The organism is Microbacterium faecale (genome assembly GCF_014640975.1).
GTDB classification, from domain to species: domain Bacteria; phylum Actinomycetota; class Actinomycetes; order Actinomycetales; family Microbacteriaceae; genus Microbacterium; species Microbacterium faecale.
Window position 1 is genome coordinate 568,270 of the sequence record NZ_BMHO01000001.1, and the last position, 17,070, is coordinate 585,339.

Consider the following 17,070-nt stretch of genomic DNA (forward strand, 5'->3'; position numbering starts at 1 on the left):
TCAGCCGAAGATCATCGGGAGATCATCCTCGTCGTCGTCCAGGCGGAGTTCGACGACGACCGGCACGTGGTCGCTCGGGCCCTCGCCCTTGCGCTCATCGCGCTCGATCGAGGCGTTGTCGACGGCGTCCGCGAACGCGGCCGATCCGAGGATGAAGTCGATCCGCAGCCCCTCGTCGCGCGGGAAGCGCAACTGCTTGTAGTCCCAGTAGGTGTATCCGGTGGGGATCCGCGGCCTCACGACGTCGGTGACGCCCGCGTCCACGAGCGCCTGGAACGCGTCGCGTTCGGCGGGGGAGACGTGCGTCGAGACGCCCTCCACGATCGTCGGATCGCCGTTGTCAGCGTCGGTCGGTGCGATGTTGAAGTCGCCCGTGAGAGCGAGCGGCAACTCCGGATCCGCGGCGAGGGTGGTCGTGACGTACTCTCGCAGCGCGTCGAGGAACGCGAGCTTGTACGTGTAGTGCGGGTCGTCGAGCGAGCGCCCGTTGGGAACGTAAAGGCTCCACAAGCGCACCCCCTCGACGAGCGCGGAGATCGCGCGCGCCTCGAGCGGGGCGTCGTCGCCTTCATACCCCTTCTGGAATCCAGGCATGCCGGGGAAGGAATGCTCGACGTCCTCGAGTGGGAGCCTGCTGGCGATCGCGACGCCGTTCCACTGGTTCAGCCCGTGCGCCTCGACCGTGAAGCCGGCCTCCTCGAAGGGGGCGTAGGGGAACTGCTCGGGCTTGCACTTGATCTCCTGCATGAGGAGCACATCGATGCCGGCACGCTCCGCAAACGCGACGACGCGTTCGACGCGGGCGCGGACGGAGTTGACGTTCCAGGTGGCGATCCGCATGCCCTGAGCCTATCGGCGCGGGTCGCCGCCCCACTTCAGGTTGTCGAAGAGATCCTCGACCGCCTGCTTGTCATAGGCCTCGGCACGCGGCGCCGTGGGGAAGTCGAACTTCTTGACCAGGTCTGCGAACTGGCGGTTCGAGCGCAGCCGGTCGACGATCTTGTCGGTGACCTCGTCGACGGCCCGTCGCGAGTAGCCCTCGCCGGCGAAGAGGCCCGGCTTCTTCAGGGGGTGGGACGCGAGCCAGTCTTCGAGCGGTTCCAACGCCTTCTTCGCCATGTGCTCAGCCTATAGGGGCCATCGCCCGGCCCCGGCGCGCGAGATCCGCCGCCTTAGACTGGGGCCATGGCGACCGCATCCACTCCCGCGCTCGAGTCCGACCGACAGCGCCTCATCGCGCTGATCACCGAAGAGGCCGTCTTCCACGGCGACTTCACGCTCTCGAGCGGCAAGCAGGCGACGTACTACGTCGACATGCGCAAGCTCACGCTCGACCACCGGGCGGCGCCGGCGATCGGGCGCATCATGAACGATCTCATCGCCGACATCGACGGCATTATCGCGGTGGGCGGGCTCACGCTGGGGGCGGATCCGATCGCCAACTCTGTGATGCATGCGACGGCCGACTCGGCGCGCCCGCTCGATGCGTTCGTCGTGCGCAAGGAACCCAAGGACCATGGGCGGGGCCGCCAGATCGAGGGGGCGGAGGTCGCGGGCAAGCGCGTCGTCGTGCTCGAAGACACCTCGACCACCGGCCAGTCGGCCCTGAAGGCGGTCGAGGCGCTGCGGAAGGCTGGAGCGGAGGTCGCGGCGGTCGCGGTCATCGTCGACCGTGCGACGGGTGCTCAGGCTGCGATCGAGGCCGAGGGCCTCGAGTGGCGCGCCGCGATCGACCTGAACGACCTCGGGCTCGAGCCGCAGTAGCCGCCCGACCGCGGGCCCGCGACCGCCGGTACTCTGGCGGCATGACTCGCGTTGCGCTCGCTGTCGACCTCGGCGGCACCAAGATCGAGGCCGGGCTCGTCGACGAGCGCGGGGGAGTGCTCGCCGCGAGTCGGAACCGCGCCCCGACGGGCCGGCAGGTCACGCCCGACGGCCTGCGGGCGGCGGTCTCGAGCGTCGTGGGGCGGGCGATCGAGCAACTGCCGCACGGCACCGAGCTGGTCGGCGCCGGCGTCGGATCCGCGGGACCCGTCGATCTCGTCCGCGGCACAATCCACCCCGTCAACATGCCTCAGGTCGCGGGCTTTCCGCTCGCGGACGCCGTGCGCGATGCCGTTGTGGTGGACGCGGGCGTGGTCGACGCCCAGGTGACGCTGCGTCACGACGGCGGGGCGCTCGCCCTGGCCGAATCGTGGCTCGGTGCCACCGCGGGATCCCGTGCCTCGCTGTCGATCGTCGTATCCACCGGCATCGGCGGCGGCATCGTCATCGACGGTCGCCCGATCGGCGGATCCTCGGGCAACGCCGGCCACCTCGGCCAGACGCACGTGCCCACCGACGGCGGCGAGTTCACCCTCGAGGAGGTCGCCTCGGGGCCGGCGAGCGTGCAGTGGGCGCAGCTGCACGGCTGGCGCGGATCCACGGGGGAGCAGCTCGCTGAGGACGCGCGTCGCGGCGACCGCGCGGCGCGCGGTGCCATCGAGCGTTCGGCGTACGCGGTGGGGCGGGCGCTCGCCGACGCGACCACGCTGCTGGACCTCGATGTGATCGCGATCTCCGGTGGATTCTCGTTTGTCGCCGACGACTACGTCGAGCTCGTCTCCGCCACGCTCGCCGACTGGGCAGACCTGCCGTATGCACGGGCGACGCGCGTGGTCCGCAGCGGCCTCGGATCCGACGGCCCGCTCGTCGGAGCGGCTGCGCTGGCGTTCTTCTGATCCCGGGCGCCGTTGCGGCACACGGGTCAGCGTCGCACGCTAGACGGTATGTGAACCGTCCGGGATTCTCTGCCGCTTCTATGCGGGGAGAACTCTCGGGTGAGAGCTTCCTAGTAGGCGGCTTCGTGTTCGGCACCAACTCGTCCCTGACGCGCGATGGCCGCGACCGCCTGCGCGTTCGAGGGGTACTCGGCGCGGTGCTCGAGCACAAGCCTGACGGCTCGCTCACGCACCTGCGGATCAATCTTCTTCGGCATGACGCCATCCTTTCGACTCGAAAGGATGCGGCATCAAGCCCGGGACAGTTCATCACGCCGCCCGCGCCCGGATTACGCCGACGCGGGGGTGTACCCGGTGGCGATCTCGCGCCAGTTCGCCATCAGCCGGAACGCCTGTGCCGTGTCCTCCGGGCACTCGGCCAAGAATTGATCGGCGTCCGTCTGGCCCCCTGGTGCGAGACGGCGCACGCACGTACGGTGAGAGTCAATCTGACGACGGAGGCGAGGAGGCAAGGCGTGCGAAGACGTTAGGTGTGCTGTTCGCGGTAGCGGCAGGGAGCGTTATCGGTTCGGCGGAGGCGGGCGCCGCGGCGTCGGCAGACTCGCACGACACATGGGATCCGAGTATCTCCGTCGCCGGTGAAGCTGTTGAGAAATACAGCGAGCCGACGTACGTAACCCTCGACGAGCAGACGTATGGGCCGACCGAGGGCGTATCGGTTATCGCTGACGAGGTCGACTTGTCCCCAGCACCAGATTCCGGATACGGAGCGAATGCCTATTGGGGCTCAAGTTACGCATATAGCACTCATCCGTCATGGGCACATTACGTCGGGTGGGCAAAGGCTGCAGCCAACGTGTATGGGGGTGAACGGATCATCGGCGTGTGTTTCACCCACTCGCGCGGTGGAACGTACGTTGTGGATTGGACGTGTTCGAATGCGCAACACCTGACAAACGGCTGGGCTGCGGGGCATGAGGTGAGCAAACTGGTCCTGGACTCGCCTGACCCGAACGCGCCTACTACGAAGTTTCACATGCGCACGACCAGGATCGATCCTGATATCTGGTAGGTCATCGTGATGTCAGCCGTGAGTTCACGAATGGGTGACGAGGTCAACATGTCGGTACGTGCTGGACGCGCCACATCGTTGTGGGTGTCCTGTGTTGCCGCCTGTGCGGCAATTGCGTTCCTTGCCTTGGAAGCGCTCGTGTTGCCCGAACTCGCACGTACGTTGGCAGCGACGTGGCCCTCGATGTCGTACCTCCGCTGGCCGTTGTTGATCGCCACGATCGCAACGATGTTGCCACTGCATATCGGATCGGGGATACTCTGCGTCGTCGAATGGCGTGTTTGGCGAGGGATTCGGAGCCGGCGGACGTCCAGCACGCTCGCAAGTGTCAGTATTCTCAATGCTGCAACAGCAATCTCCGCGCTTGTGCTCCTTATCTGGATAGCGGAGGAGACGCGAGGTCTCGGCGTACCGCCTGGAATTGGCGGCGCATTCCTTCTTCTCGCTTGCGGTGGGGCCGCGGCCGCGGCCGCGGGTCTGGTCCGGTACGAGCGCGGGCGGGTGCGGAATTTGAGCGCGGCGTGACGATCAGCGGCGATGGCTCTCATTGTGATCTGCGACGGCTCTGTTAGATGTTATTCCCATGGTGGTTGTGGGCAGCGTGGGAAGCACGCTAGCGGCGCGGCCCGAAGGCATCGTCGTCGTCGCGCCCGTTCTTCATGCGTCGCAGCGCGCGCACGGCCATCACGATCACGGCGACGCACGTGAGGCCCATCACGATGAGGAACAGCTCCGGCATCTGCCCAGGATAGGCCCAGCGCGCCTGCACGGCGCGACGGTAAACGAGAATAGGCTCAGAGCCGTGAGCACGAGCGCGGGCGGGGCGTGGGATCCGTCTCATCTGCCGCCCCAGGACGGGCGGACGTACCTGGTCACGGGCGCGAACGCCGGGCTCGGCTACTTCGCATGCGAGCAGCTCGCGCAGGCGGGCGCCCACGTGATCATGAGCGGCCGCCACCCCAACCGGCTCGCCGCCGCCCACGACGCCCTCGAGGCGCGCATTCCGAGCGCATCCGTCGAGACGCTTCTGCTCGACGTCGCGAACCCCGGATCCGTGCGTGCCGCGGCCGCGAGCGTGCGGGGAGGCCTGTTCGACCGCACCCGCCTCGACGGCGTGATCTTCAACGCCGGAATCGTGCACCCGCCTCACGCACGCAAGCTCACGCGCGACGGGCGCGAACTGGTCTTCTCGACCAACGCACTCGGTCACTTCGTGCTCGGAGCCGAGCTGCTCGTGTCGATGTCGAAGGCCGCCGGATCCAGGTGGCGGCCCCGCATGGTGTGGCTCGGCAGCATGTCGACCCGCATGGGAGCGTATGACCCGCTGGACGTGCAGCTCGAGAAGTCGTACTCGTCGTGGAAGGCGTACGTGCAGTCGAAGGTCGCCGTGCAGGCGCTCGGCTTCGAAGCTGACGCACGGCTACGTGACGCGGAGGTGCCGGTCGACTCGGTCGTGGCGCACCCCGGGTATTCGATCGGCGGCCGCACCCCGCGCGTGACGGGGGTCAACGAGCCGAGCAGGTGGAAGCGGATCCGTGACGGCGTGCAGGCGCCGATCGCGCAGAGCAAGCAGTCGGGTGCGGAGACGATCGTGCGCGCGCTGATCGACCCGACGATCCAGGGCGGTGAGTACTGGGGGCCGAAGCACATGATGCGCGGTGCCGCCGTACGCCAGCGTCCGTCGGCGACGTCCCTCGACCCCGAGGTGCGCGCGCGGGTGTGGGCGACCTGCGAGGAGCTTGCGGGCGTCGAATGGCCGTTCCAGAAGGCCGCGCGCGCGGCTCGGTAGCCTAGATCCATGGCCACGAGCCCCGCAGCCGACGATTACCTGAAGACGATCTACGCCCACACCGAGTGGCAGGATCAGCCGATCATGCCGTCCGTGCTCGCGGCGCGACTCGGCGTGGCGCCGTCGAGCGTCACCGAGATGGTCAAGAAGCTCGCGGCCTCGGGGCTGGTGAATCACGAACCGTATCGCGCGGTGACGCTGACGGCGGATGGCCGCGAACGCGCGGTCTCGATGACCCGACGCCACCGGCTTATTGAGACATGGCTCGTGCGCGAGTTCGCCTACAGCTGGGACGAGGTGCACGACGAGGCGGAGGTGCTCGAGCACGCCGTCAGCGATCGGATGCTCGAGAAGATCGACGCGCGACTCGGCCGCCCGACCCACGATCCGCACGGTGACGCGATCCCGAGCCGTGACGGGACGATCGAGCGCACGCCGTTCGTACTGCTCGCCGATGCCGCGCCCGGGCATGCCGGGGAGGTGCTGCGCGTCAGCGACCGGGATCCGCTGCTGCTGCGTGCGATCACCGCGAGCGGCATCGACGTCGGCACGCAACTCGTCGTGCGCGACGGGGGAGTGGAGCTCGCGGGCGCCCCCATCGATCTGCCGGACGGCGCCGCCGAGGTCGTCTGGCTCTCCGCCTGACCGCCTGACCGCCTGACCGCCCCTGCCTGATCGTCCTGCGCCTGCTCGCGCGCCCGGCGCTCATGTCCGCAAGTCTCCGACAAGTCCGCAGCTGTTCGCACCGGACTTGTCGGAGACTTGCGGACTCAGCAATATTCTGCCGCCGCGCTGTCGATTTCCTTCTTCCCCGTTCGATGCGTCAGTGAGAGGGTCAGAACGGGCCCACCGGAGAGAGGAACATCATGTCCAAGTTCATGCTCATCATGCGCAACAGTGACGAGGCGATCGCGGAGTACAAGGAAGTGCCGTTCGAGCAGATCATCGAGGCGATGGGGAAGTTCAACGAGTCGATGATGAAGGCTGGCGTCCTGGCAAGTGGTGAGGGCCTGGCCGAGGCGGCGGAGGGCGTCGTCGTCGATTATTCCGCCACGCCGCCGGTGGCGACCGACGGACCGTACGGCGAGACCAAGGAGCTGTTCAACGGGTTCTGGATCCTCGACGTCCCCACGATCGAGGAGGCCACCGAGTGGGCGAAGCGCGCGCCGCTCGGCCCCGGAAACAAGGTCGAGATCCGTCGCGTCACGGGCCCCGAGGACTTCCCCGCCGACAACGAGTGGATCGAGAAGGAAGCCGAGTGGCGCGAGCAGCTCGGCGACGCGTGACGAGTCCGCAAGTCTCCGACAAGTCCGCTGCGATTCCCGCCGGACTTGTCGGAGACTTGCGGACTTGGGAGCGTGAACGATGATGCATGACGCGTCGCCGGACACGGCGTCGGCCCGTCGCCGCGTCGAAGCGGTGTGGCGCATCGAGTCCGCACGCATCGTCGCCACCCTGACTCGCTTCACCGGCGACTTCGACCTCGCCGAGGATCTCGCGCAGGAGGCGCTCTCCGCGGCGCTCGAGCAGTGGCCGGCCGACGGGGTGCCGACGAACCCTGGCGCGTGGCTCGTCACCGTCGGCAAGCGTCGCGCTGTCGACGGGTGGCGCCGCGCCGCAGCGCTCGACGACCGGTACGCCGCCATCGCACGGGAGATGGACGAGGCGACGGGCGAGATCGACTACGACCCCGACGCGATCGACGACGACATCTTGCGGCTCGTCTTCATCGCCTGTCACCCGGCGCTGTCGCGCGAGGCTCGGATCGCCCTCACGCTGCGCGTCGTCGGCGGGCTCACGACCGACCAGATCGGCCGGGCGTTCTTCGTTCCAACCTCGACGATCCAACAGCGCATCGTGCGAGCGAAGAAGACGCTCGCCGCCGTCAACGCGCCCTTCGAAGTGCCGCCGCGCGGGGAGTACGCCGAGCGTCTCGACGGCGTGCTCAGCGTGCTCTATCTCATCTTCAACGAGGGACACGTCGCCAGTTCGGGGGAGGAGTGGATGCGCGTCGGCCTCGCCCGGGAAGCGATCCGCCTCGTCCGGGTGCTGGCCGAGCTGATCCCGGGCGAGCACGAGGTGCACGGCCTTGCCGCGCTGATGGAACTCACCGCCGCGCGCTTCCCGGCACGCACCGACCGGGACGGGAACCCGGTGCTGCTGAATGAGCAGGACCGCACGCGCTGGGACGCGACGCTGATCGCGCGAGGTCGGGCGGCGCTGGCCCGGGCGGACGCCCTGGGGCGCGGCCGCGGCGCGTACGGACTGCAGGCGGCGATCGCCGAGTGCCACGCGGTCGCGGCGACGTTCGACGACACTGACTGGGAGCACATCATCGTGCTGTACGAGGCCCTGGGGCGGATCGCCCCCTCGCCGGCCGTCGACCTCAACCGCGCTGCCGCGGTCGCTATGGCGACCGGCCCGGCGAGCGCGCTGCGCATCGTCGACGAGATCGCCGCCTCGGGCGCGCTGCGCGGATCCCATCTGCTCCCCTCGGTCCGCGGCGACCTGCTCGCGCGTCTCGGGCGCGTGGACGAGGCGCGCGACTGCCTGCGCGAGGCGGCGCGCCTTACCGGCAACGAGCGCGAGCGCGACGTGCTGCTCCGCAAAGCGGCCGACCTCGCGCTCTGACGAGTCCGCAAGTCTCCGACGAGTCCGTTGCGATTCTCGCCGGACTTGTCGGAGACTTACGGACTCATGGCACGAACGTCAACCAGAGCAGGAGCGCGTTGAGCGCGATGAGGAATGCGCTCGATGCGACGCCGATCGCGGTCGTCCACCAGCGATTGCGGTGCGACCCGAGCGTCCGTGCCTGCGCCGTGAGCGCGACGAGCGGGATCAGCGCGAACGGGATCCCGAACGACAGCACGACCTGACTGAGGATCAGGGCTTGGGTCGGATCGAACCCCACGGCCAGCACCACGATCGCCGGCACCATGGTCGCGATGCGCCGGGCGATCAGCGGGATCCGCACCCGCAGCAGCCCCTGCATGATCTCGGATCCGGCGTACGCGCCCACGGATGTCGAGGCGAGACCCGAGGCGAGCAGCCCGACCGCGAACACCGTCGCGACCAGCGGGCCGAGGTGATCCGCGAGCGCCGCGTGAGCGCCTTCGAGGCTGTCCGTGCCCGGAACCCCGGGCAGGTTCGCCGCGCCGAGCAGCAGGATCGCGAGGTTCACGGTGCCCGCGATGATCAGCGCGATCGTCACGTCCCACTTCGTCGCGCGCAGCAGGCGGGGGATCCGCCCCGGCGCCTCGACGTGATCGGCGAAACGGTCGCGGGCGAGCGCGGAGTGCGCATAGATCGCGTGCGGCATGACCGTCGCACCGAGGATCGACGCGGCGAGCAGCACGGATCCGGAGCCCTCGAACCGCGGCACGAGACCCTCGACGATCGACGCGGGATCCGGGGGACCGACGAACACGCCCACGGTGAATCCGATCGTGATGACGGCCATGAGGCCGATGACGACGAATTCGAACGGCTTCGCGCCGCCGTGCGACTGGATCCAGAGCAGCCCCATCGAGACGACGCCCGTGATGACGCCTCCGGCCACGAGCGGCACGTCGAACAGCAGCCAGAGCGCCACCGCGCCGCCGATGATCTCCGCGACGTCGGTTGCCATGGCGACGAGCTCCGCCTGCAGCCAGTACGCGCGCCGCGCCCACGGCGAACGGATCCGCGTGCCGAGCGTCTCCGACAGGCTGCGGCCCGTGACGACGCCGAGTTTCGCGGAGAGGTACTGAATCAGCCACGCCATCGCGTTGCCGAGCACGACCACCCACACGAGCAGGTATCCGAATTGCGCTCCCGCCGACATGTTCGTCGCGACGTTGCCCGGATCCAGGTACGCCACGCCCGCCACAAGCGCCGGCCCTAGTAGCCAGGCAGCGCGTGGCTTTTTGGGTGCGTCGGTGATCGTCATGACGACAGTGTGCCAGATTTTTAGGTGCACCGAAAAATCTGGAGAAGGAGATTCGCGCTTCAGAAGGATCGGATCCGGTCATGCGGTCCGGCGAGCGCCGAATCTCCTTCCGAAGCGCGGGTGGCACGATGGGGGAGTGACAGGCGAACCGATGCACGGCGTGGGCCCCTGGCCGGGCGAGTGGCCGGAGGGCGAGTACTTCGACCCCGAGTTGCTCGCGCACGGCGACACCCGAAACGTCGTGGACGCGTACCGCTACTGGACGATGGACGCCATCATCGCCGACCTCGACACCCGGCGCCATGGGTTCCACGTCGCCATCGAGAACTGGCAGCACGACATGAACATCGGATCCATCGTGCGCAGCGCCAACGCGTTTCTCGCGGACACCGTGCACATCGTCGGGCGCAAGCGCTGGAACCGTCGCGGCGCGATGGTCACCGACCGCTACCAGCACGTGATCCACCACCCCGACGTCGCGTCGTTCCGCGCGTGGATGGATGAGCGCGAGATCCCGATCATCGCCGTCGACAACGTCGGTGAGGCCGTGCCTGTCGATAAGGCCGACCTGCCGGAACGCTGCGTCTTCCTCTTCGGCCAGGAGGGGCCCGGCCTCTCGGAGGAGGCGCTCGCCGCCGCCGTCGCGCACATCGAGATCACGCAGTACGGTTCGACGCGGTCGATGAACGCCTCGGCAGCCGGGGCCGTCGTGATGTACGAGTGGTGCCGCCGCTGGGCGTAAGGGTCCAGCCCGTCTCTGCGGACGCCTGTTCGCGACTGCAGTCCCCGAGGCCCGCCGTACGCGGGGCTCTCACCGTTACCCCGCCGCCCGCCACGGTCGAGAGCCGGTGACCGCGGATGCGCGGCGCGGCCGACCCGCTCTTGCGTGCGTGCATGCCTATGTATACAGTCGTATGCAGCGTGGCGAGAGAGCCACAGAAACGAGAGGCGTTCAATGTCGAACAAGACACCCGCGACGACAGCTGGGCAGGGCTATTCGAAGGCCATGACCCGCAAGGTCGTCCTTGCGTCATTCATCGGTACCGCGATCGAGTGGTACGACTTCTACCTGTACGGCACCGCGTCCGCGCTGGTGTTCGGCTCGCTCTTCTTCCCTGAGTTCGACCCTCTGGTCGGAACGCTCGCCGCATTCGCGACCTTCGCGGCTGGGTTCCTCGCGCGACCCATCGGCGGCATCGTGTTCGGTCACTTCGGAGACCGCGTCGGCCGCAAGAAAATGCTCGTGTACTCGCTCCTCGGCATGGGCAGCGCGACCTTCCTCATCGGTCTCGTGCCGACGTACGCGGCCATCGGAATCGCCGCGCCGATCATGCTCCTCTTCCTGCGCCTGGTGCAGGGCTTCGCGGTCGGCGGCGAGTGGGCGGGCGCCGTGCTCATGTCCGTGGAGCACGAGGAGAAGGGAAAGCGCGGTCTCGCCGGTAGCTGGACCCAGGCTGGCAGCCCCGCTGGGCTCCTGCTCTCGACCGTGGTGTTCGCGCTCGTTGCCCTGCTGCCGGATGACCAGTTCATGAGCTGGGGCTGGCGCATCCCGTTCCTGCTGAGTGCGGCTCTCGTCGCCATCGGCCTCTTCATCCGCCTCTCGGTTCTTGAGAGTCCCGAGTTCAAGGAGGTCAAGGACGGAGGCGAGCCATCGCGCATGCCGGCGCTCGAAGCGATCCGCAAGCACCCGCTGAACATCTTCCTCGCCATCGCGATGTGCCTCGCCCCCTTCGTCTGCTTCTACTACTTCGCGACCTTCAACCTCACCTACGCGACCACCGACCTCGCCCTCCCGCGTGACTCGATGCTCGTCATCGTCGCAGTCGCCGCGGCGATCGAGATCATCACCATCCCGCTCGCGGCGGCGTGGAGCGACAAGATCGGACGCGGAAAGGTCTTCCTGCTCGGCACCGCGGCATTCGCGCTGTACGCATACCCGTTCTTCCTCATCAACGAGGCGTTCCCCAGCATCGTCACGATGGCGGTCACCGTTGTGATCGGAATCGGCTTCATCCACCCGCTCATGTACGGTCCGATGGCGACGCTCTTCGCCGAGCTCTTCCCTCCGCGGGTGCGGTACTCGGGAGCGTCGCTCGGCTACTCGATCGGAGCGATCTTTGGTGGCGGGTTCGCGCCCATGATCTTCACGGGGCTGCTCGGTCTGGGGCTCGGCGCGCTCGCGGTCATCCCGCCGTACATGATCCTCGTCTCGGTCCTGACCTTCGTCGCGGTGTTCTACGCCACGCGACCGGGCCGCCGGTTCGAAGACGAGGGCCTGGCATCCGGCCGGACCGCCAACCCCACGGAAGGTCGCTGATGGCCGCGGGTCTCGCCGCGCTCGACGCCGTCGTCGACGGGTGGGTCGAAGCCGCCCGTCGAGACGCGCAGCTCCAGGCGCTTCGTCGTGCCGCGCACGTTGCCGTGGCATTCAGCGACGGCGAGACCCGCGTCACGGTTGCGGTCTCTCCGGACACGGTCATCCCGTGCGATGATGCCGAAGTCAGCCTTGTCGCGCCGGCCGACGCGTGGACCCAGCTCCTCTCCCGGCACCCCGCCCCGACCATGCACCACTTTCTCGCGATGAGAATGAGGGTCGACGGCACACGTGTCGAGGGTGATGAACTCGTATTCGCCCAGCACGCGGCCATAATCCGCCGGCTTATCGAACTCGCCCGTGAGGTCGTCGATGCGCCGGTATCCCGTGCTGCCGACCCCGTCCTCGATCGCCGTGCGATCGTCGGCCGTCACGTTCCCGTCGTCGTCGAGGGGCAGCAGGTCGACCTCTATTTCGAGCGCGCCGGAGCGGGGGCTGGCGCGCCGATCGTCGTGCTCCACACGGCGGGGGCCGACGGACGTCAGGCGCATCCGCTCATGTCGGACGCCGACCTCACCGCGCGACATGAGGTCATCACGTTCGATATGCCTGGTCATGGGCGGTCCGCGGCGCTCGCCGAACCGATCGGTGCGTGGACCCTCACCCCCGACCGCTATGCCGAAACGATCCTCGCCGTGATCGACGCGCTGGCACTTGACTCGCCGATTTTGCTGGGCGCCTCGATGGCGGGCGAGGCCTGCCTGATGATGGCGTACCGCGTTCCCGACCGGCTGGGCGGCGTCGTCGCCTGCGAGGCATCGGACTTCGTCCCCGGCCGCGTCACGCCATGGGCAGGAGATCCGCGGGTCAACGAAATGCTCTTCGTGCCGGAGTGGATCGATGGGCTCATCGCCCCGACCGCGCCTGCGTCGACGCGGGACCTCATTCTGCGCACCTATGCTCAGGGCGGCCACCGCACATTCGCCGGTGACATCGACTTCTACTCGGGCGGATGGGATGGTCGTGACATCGTGAGCGAGATCGACACGGCGGTGTGCCCGGTTGTCATGATGACGGGCGAGTACGACTACTCCTGCACGCCCGCGATGTCCGAAGCGACGGCGGCGAAGATTCCCGGCGCGCATTTCTGGACGATGCCCGGCATGGGACACTTCCCCATCTGCGAGCACCCCGAGGCATTCGCGCCTCATCTCGAGCGCGCCCTCACTCTGATCGGAGACACGCGTGGTTGACATCACCATCCCTGACACCCGACTGCTCATCGACGGCGCTCGTGTCGCCGCGGAGCCCGGACGGGAACTCGACGTGCATAGCCCGCTCACAGGGAAGGCGCTTGCGCGCGTTCCCGACGCGACGGCTGAGCAGGCGGCGGCCGCAATCGGCGCTGCTGAGTCCGCCTTCGACGACTGGCGGAGGACGAGCGGTGCCGAGCGCGCACGCCTCCTGCACCGGCTCGCCGACCTCCTGGAACGTGATGCGGAGGAACTTGCGCATTTGGAGAGTGCCGACAACGGCAAGCTGTTGCGCGAGACGTCAACACAGGCACGTTTCACCGTGCGCAACTACCGCTTCTTCGCGGGTGCCGCCGACAAGATCTACGGTCACACGATCCCGCTCGACGCGTGGGAGACGTTCGACTACACGCGCAAGGAGCCCGTGGGCGTCGCCGTTCTCATCACTGCCTGGAACTCGCCCATGCAGCTGCTGGCGAACAAGCTCGCCCCGGCGCTCGCCGCGGGTTGCACCGTGGTGATCAAGCCCAGCGAGATCGCCCCGCTGACCACTCTTCGACTCGCCGACCTCGTCGAGGAGGCCGGCTTCCCACCCGGCGTCGTCAATATCGTCACCGGCGGCAAGGAAGCGGGTGTCGCGCTGACGACGGACGCACGCGTCGGCCGCATCTCCTTCACGGGCTCGGTGGAGACGGGTCAGGCGATCGCGCGGGCCGCCGCCGGAGTGCTCGTGCCCGTCACGCTCGAGCTCGGCGGGAAGAGTGCGAACATCGTCTTCGCCGACGCCGACCTCGACCGCGCCGTTCCGGGCGTCGTTGCCGGCATCTTCGCCGCGGGTGGTCAGACGTGCATCGCGGGCTCGCGTCTGCTCGTGCACGAGTCGATCGCCGAGGATGTCACTGCCAGGGTCGCGGAGATCGCACGGCAGATCCGCGTGGGCGACCCCGCGCACCCCGACACGCAGATGGGCCCGGTCGCATCGCCCCTGCAACGTGAACGGATCCTCGCCATGATCGATGACGCCAAGGCTGACGGCGCGCGGCTCGTCGCCGGGGGAGGCGTACCTGCAGCTGCCGAACTGGCCGACGGCGCCTTCGTCGAGCCGACGATCTTCGCGGACGTCGCGCCCGACTCGCGGCTCGCGCAGCAGGAGGTCTTCGGCCCCGTGCTCGCAGTGACGACGTTCCGCACGGACGAGGAAGCCATCGCCATCGCCAATGGCACTGATTTCGGACTCGCCTCCGGACTCTGGACGAAGGACGTCGCGCGCGCTCATCGTGTGGCCCGCGACCTCGTCGCCGGCACGGTCTGGGTCAACACCTACCGCTACTCTGCGGCGCAGGCGCCCTTCGGTGGCGTGAAGCAGTCGGGCTACGGGCGGGAGCGTGGCCTGGAGGCACTCGACGAATACCTGCGTACGAAGAACGTCTTGATGGATCTCTCGGACGAGATCCGCGATCCGTTCGCGATCAAGGCATAGGGGCACACATGAAAAACCGCATCGCACTCGTCGGGCTCGGCCAGATGGGCCTTCCCATCGCGACCCGGCTAGCGACCGCCTTCGACGTCGTCGCATTCGATATCAGCGCCGAACGCCGCGCCCTCGCGGCGGAGCACGATCGCATCACGGCGACCGACGACCTCGCAGAGCTCGCGGGATCCGCGATCATCGTGCTCTCTCTCCCGAACCCTGCCGTCTCGCGCGGTGTGCTCGAGCAGCTGGCGCCGAGCCTCGCGGCGGGCACCCTCATCATCGAGACCAGTACGGTGCTGCCCGACGATGTGCGCGAGTCCGAGCGGATCCTCGGCTCGTCCGGTGCGCGCATCATCGACGCCGCCGTGCTCTCCGGGGTCGGGCAGATGTCGTCCGGAAACGCGACGCTTCTGGTCGGCGGCGATGACCGTGACGTGGACGAAGTGGCCGACGTGCTCGCCATTATCGGTGGTGCGGGCGTTTCGCGATTCGGCGCTCTGGGAGCAGGCATGGCCGCGAAGGTCGTCAACAACGGCGTCGCGCACGCCGTCATGGTCGTGCTCGTGGAGGCGTTCGCCATGGCACGCGCCGAAGGCGTGGCGCTTGACGACATCGCCGCCATGCTCGACCGGGAGGACGGCGGACTGCAGCGACCGCTCAATCACCGGGTGATGCAGCGGATGGCGACCGGTGACTACGAGGGAGGCATGCCGCTCGACGCCGCGCGCAAGGACTCGATGCTGGCCCTCGCGATGGCGCAACGTTCGGAGACGCCGCTGTTCGCCACGCAGGCGGCGCAGTCGGTGTACGACATCGCGGCCGGACAGGGCTTCGGGCGCGAGGACTACTCGGCGCTCGCGAAGCTCTGGGAAGGATGGACGGGCCGCGAACTGAAGTATGGAGCCGACGCATGACGGCGGCCGACGGCGTCTACGCGCTGCGCTACGCGTATCGCACCGAATCGTTCAAAGGCGAGCACTTCCACGGCTATGCCGCGGACTGCCACGACCGCTGGCCGATCGACTATTACACCTGGCTGATCGTTCAGGGCGGTGTGCCGTTCGTGTTCGACACCGGGTTCACGCGAGACGAGGCCGCGGCGCGCGGAGCCCGCACCTATCTCGGCTCGCCGATCGAGCTCCTGCGCGAGCTCGGCTTCTCGCCGGCGGACGTACCGATCGTCGTCCTCTCGCACCTCCACTACGACCACACCGGTCATCTCGCCGACTACCCGAATGCCCGGATCCTGGTGCAGCGTTCCGAGCTCGAGTTCTGGGAGGGTCCGTTCTCGCACCGCGGCGCGTATGTGCATCTGCGCCCGCATGATGATCTTCTCGCGCTGCGCGACCTCGCCGACGCCGGGCGCGTCGAGCTGCTCGAGGGCGATGCCGAAGTCGCGCCGGGCATCACCGTGCACTTCGTGGGCGGCCACACCGCCGGGACTCAGGTGATGCGCGTCGAGACGGCGGACGGTCCGATCGTGCTCGCATCGGACGCGTCGCACTTCTACGGCAACGTCGAGGACGACCGGCCGTACGGGGCCGTGCATCAGCTCGATCGCATGTACGCGGCATTCGACACGCTGCATGAGCTTGCGGGCGAGAACGGCGTCATCGTGCCCGGCCACGACCCGGCCGTGCCCTCGCGGCACGAACCGCTGGACGACGACCGCATCATCCGGCTGCGGGTCGAGGGCGGCGCTGATCGCGACGCCGGTGCGACAGCCGGTCAGCGCGCGCCGAGCGACGCCGCGGTGTCGGAGTAGAACTGCACACGGACGTCGCGGGCGGCGACCATGTGCTCCTCGGCGATGCGCGCCGCAGCGTCCCCGTCGCGACGGGCGATCGCGTCGACCAGCTCCTCGTGCTCCGCGAGGGCAGCCTGCCACCGCTCTTCCACCGCGAGCGTCGTGCGCGCTGTCACGATGAGACTCGAATTGAGTTGCAGGAGCACGCGCGCGGTCGTCGGGCTGTGCGCGGCTGCCGCGAGCACCTCGTGGAACTCCCGGTTGAGTTCCGCCCTCCGCGGCGCGTTCGGCTCCGTCAAGTCGACCATCGACTGGTGCACGGTCCGCAACTGCAGGAGGTTCCAGGCGGTGGCACGCTCGGATGCCATGCGAGCGGCAGAGGCTTCCAGCACCTTCAACACGTCGTAGATGTCGAAGACCTCCTCCGGCTGGATCTGCCGGACGAACCTGCCGCGCCGCGTACGCTCGATGAGACGCTCAGATTCGAGTTGCTGCAACGCCTCCCGCACCGGGGTGCGCGACGTGCCGAAGCGCTCCGCGAGCGCGACCTCCGCCAGGCGCTGCGCTGCGGAAAGCTCCCCGGAGACGATTGCTGCTCGGATCCGGTCGTACACCGTGTCTGTCAAGCACCTCGCCCCCTTCCTGGCCCTGCCTCGGGCACCGCGGCCGTTCGCAGTGCCACCTCCCCACGGTACCGGGCTAGCGCATGACCGCTCGCTCGCGCCACGAACGGAGCATCGCATACATATGTATACAATAGGACTGATGGTGAC

The 17,070-nt window shown here is 68.2% G+C and carries 19 protein-coding genes; 12 read left to right on the forward strand and 7 right to left on the reverse strand.

The annotated features are described in order from the left end of the window. Together IEW87_RS02610 and IEW87_RS02615 are read right to left on the reverse strand one after the other, a co-directional pair. Positions 1–840, reverse strand: a complete 840-nt coding sequence (locus IEW87_RS02610) for an exodeoxyribonuclease III (RefSeq protein WP_188710750.1) — start codon at positions 838–840, stop codon at positions 1–3. A 9-nt stretch (positions 841–849) separates the two neighbouring features. After that, complete coding sequence (locus IEW87_RS02615) at positions 850–1,119, reverse strand: hypothetical protein (protein ID WP_188710751.1); 270 nt, start codon at positions 1,117–1,119, stop codon at positions 850–852. 66 nt (positions 1,120–1,185) lie between these two features. Here IEW87_RS02615 and pyrE point away from each other — a divergent pair, with 66 nt between their 5' ends. Continuing rightward, complete coding sequence (pyrE, locus tag IEW87_RS02620; protein ID WP_188710752.1) at positions 1,186–1,764, forward strand: orotate phosphoribosyltransferase; 579 nt, start codon at positions 1,186–1,188, stop codon at positions 1,762–1,764. Between the two features lie 41 nt (positions 1,765–1,805). Then, a complete protein-coding gene (locus IEW87_RS02625; RefSeq protein WP_188710753.1) occupies positions 1,806–2,720 on the forward strand; it encodes an ROK family protein in 915 nt (304 codons plus the stop codon). A gap of 110 nt (positions 2,721–2,830) precedes the next feature. On the opposite strand, the gene IEW87_RS02630 is transcribed toward IEW87_RS02625, so the two are convergent. The 3 genes from IEW87_RS02630 to IEW87_RS15130 form a co-directional block, all read right to left on the reverse strand. After that, the gene (locus tag IEW87_RS02630) at positions 2,831–2,977 is read right to left on the reverse strand and encodes a hypothetical protein (RefSeq protein WP_188712809.1); all 147 of its coding nucleotides are present in this window, start codon (positions 2,975–2,977) and stop codon (positions 2,831–2,833) included. A 775-nt stretch (positions 2,978–3,752) separates the two neighbouring features. Continuing rightward, complete coding sequence (locus IEW87_RS02635; protein WP_188710754.1) at positions 3,753–4,010, reverse strand: hypothetical protein; 258 nt, start codon at positions 4,008–4,010, stop codon at positions 3,753–3,755. A 395-nt stretch (positions 4,011–4,405) separates the two neighbouring features. Next, the gene (locus IEW87_RS15130) at positions 4,406–4,531 is read right to left on the reverse strand and encodes a hypothetical protein (RefSeq protein WP_268234587.1); all 126 of its coding nucleotides are present in this window, start codon (positions 4,529–4,531) and stop codon (positions 4,406–4,408) included. A gap of 63 nt (positions 4,532–4,594) precedes the next feature. On the opposite strand from IEW87_RS15130, the gene IEW87_RS02640 reads away from it, so the two are divergent. The 4 genes from IEW87_RS02640 (at position 4,595) to IEW87_RS02655 (ending at position 8,212) form a co-directional block, all read left to right on the forward strand. Then, positions 4,595–5,581, forward strand: coding sequence for an SDR family NAD(P)-dependent oxidoreductase (locus IEW87_RS02640; protein WP_229730864.1), 987 nt, complete (start codon positions 4,595–4,597; stop codon positions 5,579–5,581). A gap of 9 nt (positions 5,582–5,590) precedes the next feature. Then, positions 5,591–6,226, forward strand: a complete 636-nt coding sequence (locus tag IEW87_RS02645) for a metal-dependent transcriptional regulator (RefSeq protein WP_188710756.1) — start codon at positions 5,591–5,593, stop codon at positions 6,224–6,226. A gap of 221 nt (positions 6,227–6,447) precedes the next feature. Next, positions 6,448–6,867: a YciI family protein gene (locus IEW87_RS02650; RefSeq protein WP_188710757.1), complete on the forward strand. Its 420-nt coding sequence runs from the start codon at positions 6,448–6,450 to the stop codon at positions 6,865–6,867. 82 nt (positions 6,868–6,949) lie between these two features. Then, on the forward strand, positions 6,950–8,212 hold the full coding sequence (locus IEW87_RS02655) for an RNA polymerase sigma factor (RefSeq protein ID WP_188712624.1): 1,263 nt from the start codon (positions 6,950–6,952) through the stop codon (positions 8,210–8,212). A 64-nt stretch (positions 8,213–8,276) separates the two neighbouring features. Here IEW87_RS02655 and IEW87_RS02660 read toward each other — a convergent pair whose 3' ends face one another. Continuing rightward, positions 8,277–9,509: an Nramp family divalent metal transporter gene (locus tag IEW87_RS02660; protein WP_188710758.1), complete on the reverse strand. Its 1,233-nt coding sequence runs from the start codon at positions 9,507–9,509 to the stop codon at positions 8,277–8,279. A 151-nt stretch (positions 9,510–9,660) separates the two neighbouring features. Between IEW87_RS02660 and IEW87_RS02665 the strand changes: the two genes are divergently transcribed. The 6 genes from IEW87_RS02665 (at position 9,661) to IEW87_RS02690 (ending at position 16,315) form a co-directional block, all read left to right on the forward strand. Further along, the gene (locus tag IEW87_RS02665; RefSeq protein ID WP_188712625.1) at positions 9,661–10,251 is read left to right on the forward strand and encodes a TrmH family RNA methyltransferase; all 591 of its coding nucleotides are present in this window, start codon (positions 9,661–9,663) and stop codon (positions 10,249–10,251) included. 213 nt (positions 10,252–10,464) lie between these two features. Further along, entirely contained in the window at positions 10,465–11,826 is a 1,362-nt protein-coding gene (locus IEW87_RS02670) for an MFS transporter (protein ID WP_229730868.1), read from the forward strand. Continuing rightward, positions 11,826–13,076 carry an alpha/beta fold hydrolase gene (locus IEW87_RS02675; RefSeq protein ID WP_188710759.1) on the forward strand — a complete coding sequence of 417 codons (1,251 nt, stop codon included), beginning with the start codon at positions 11,826–11,828 and terminating at the stop codon, positions 13,074–13,076. The genes IEW87_RS02670 and IEW87_RS02675 overlap by 1 nt, the downstream gene beginning before the upstream one ends. Then, positions 13,069–14,556 carry an aldehyde dehydrogenase gene (locus tag IEW87_RS02680; RefSeq protein WP_229730870.1) on the forward strand — a complete coding sequence of 496 codons (1,488 nt, stop codon included), beginning with the start codon at positions 13,069–13,071 and terminating at the stop codon, positions 14,554–14,556. Before IEW87_RS02675 ends, IEW87_RS02680 begins: the two co-directional genes overlap by 8 nt. 8 nt (positions 14,557–14,564) lie before the next feature. After that, the gene (locus IEW87_RS02685; RefSeq protein WP_188710760.1) at positions 14,565–15,464 is read left to right on the forward strand and encodes an NAD(P)-dependent oxidoreductase; all 900 of its coding nucleotides are present in this window, start codon (positions 14,565–14,567) and stop codon (positions 15,462–15,464) included. Further along, entirely contained in the window at positions 15,461–16,315 is an 855-nt protein-coding gene (locus IEW87_RS02690) for an N-acyl homoserine lactonase family protein (RefSeq protein ID WP_188710761.1), read from the forward strand. The genes IEW87_RS02685 and IEW87_RS02690 overlap by 4 nt, the downstream gene beginning before the upstream one ends. Here the strand turns inward: IEW87_RS02690 and IEW87_RS02695 are convergent. Further along, entirely contained in the window at positions 16,279–16,923 is a 645-nt protein-coding gene (locus IEW87_RS02695) for a GntR family transcriptional regulator (protein ID WP_188710762.1), read from the reverse strand. The genes IEW87_RS02690 and IEW87_RS02695 overlap by 37 nt on opposite strands. Between the last annotated feature and the right edge of the window lie 147 nt (positions 16,924–17,070).

Coding starts and splice junctions, on each gene's coding strand:
- IEW87_RS15130 (WP_268234587.1), bottom strand. CDS start 4,531: ATGCCGGAGCTGTTCCTCATCGTGATGGGCCTCACGTGCGTCGCCGTG.
- IEW87_RS02685 (WP_188710760.1), top strand. CDS start 14,565: ATGAAAAACCGCATCGCACTCGTCGGGCTCGGCCAGATGGGCCTTCCC.
- IEW87_RS02690 (WP_188710761.1), top strand. CDS start 15,461: ATGACGGCGGCCGACGGCGTCTACGCGCTGCGCTACGCGTATCGCACC.
- IEW87_RS02670 (WP_229730868.1), top strand. CDS start 10,465: ATGTCGAACAAGACACCCGCGACGACAGCTGGGCAGGGCTATTCGAAG.
- IEW87_RS02665 (WP_188712625.1), top strand. CDS start 9,661: ATGCACGGCGTGGGCCCCTGGCCGGGCGAGTGGCCGGAGGGCGAGTAC.
- IEW87_RS02655 (WP_188712624.1), top strand. CDS start 6,950: ATGCATGACGCGTCGCCGGACACGGCGTCGGCCCGTCGCCGCGTCGAA.
- IEW87_RS02645 (WP_188710756.1), top strand. CDS start 5,591: ATGGCCACGAGCCCCGCAGCCGACGATTACCTGAAGACGATCTACGCC.
- IEW87_RS02675 (WP_188710759.1), top strand. CDS start 11,826: ATGGCCGCGGGTCTCGCCGCGCTCGACGCCGTCGTCGACGGGTGGGTC.
- IEW87_RS02660 (WP_188710758.1), bottom strand. CDS start 9,509: ATGACGATCACCGACGCACCCAAAAAGCCACGCGCTGCCTGGCTACTA.
- IEW87_RS02615 (WP_188710751.1), bottom strand. CDS start 1,119: ATGGCGAAGAAGGCGTTGGAACCGCTCGAAGACTGGCTCGCGTCCCAC.
- IEW87_RS02630 (WP_188712809.1), bottom strand. CDS start 2,977: ATGCCGAAGAAGATTGATCCGCAGGTGCGTGAGCGAGCCGTCAGGCTT.
- IEW87_RS02610 (WP_188710750.1), bottom strand. CDS start 840: ATGCGGATCGCCACCTGGAACGTCAACTCCGTCCGCGCCCGCGTCGAA.
- IEW87_RS02650 (WP_188710757.1), top strand. CDS start 6,448: ATGTCCAAGTTCATGCTCATCATGCGCAACAGTGACGAGGCGATCGCG.
- pyrE (WP_188710752.1), top strand. CDS start 1,186: ATGGCGACCGCATCCACTCCCGCGCTCGAGTCCGACCGACAGCGCCTC.
- IEW87_RS02625 (WP_188710753.1), top strand. CDS start 1,806: ATGACTCGCGTTGCGCTCGCTGTCGACCTCGGCGGCACCAAGATCGAG.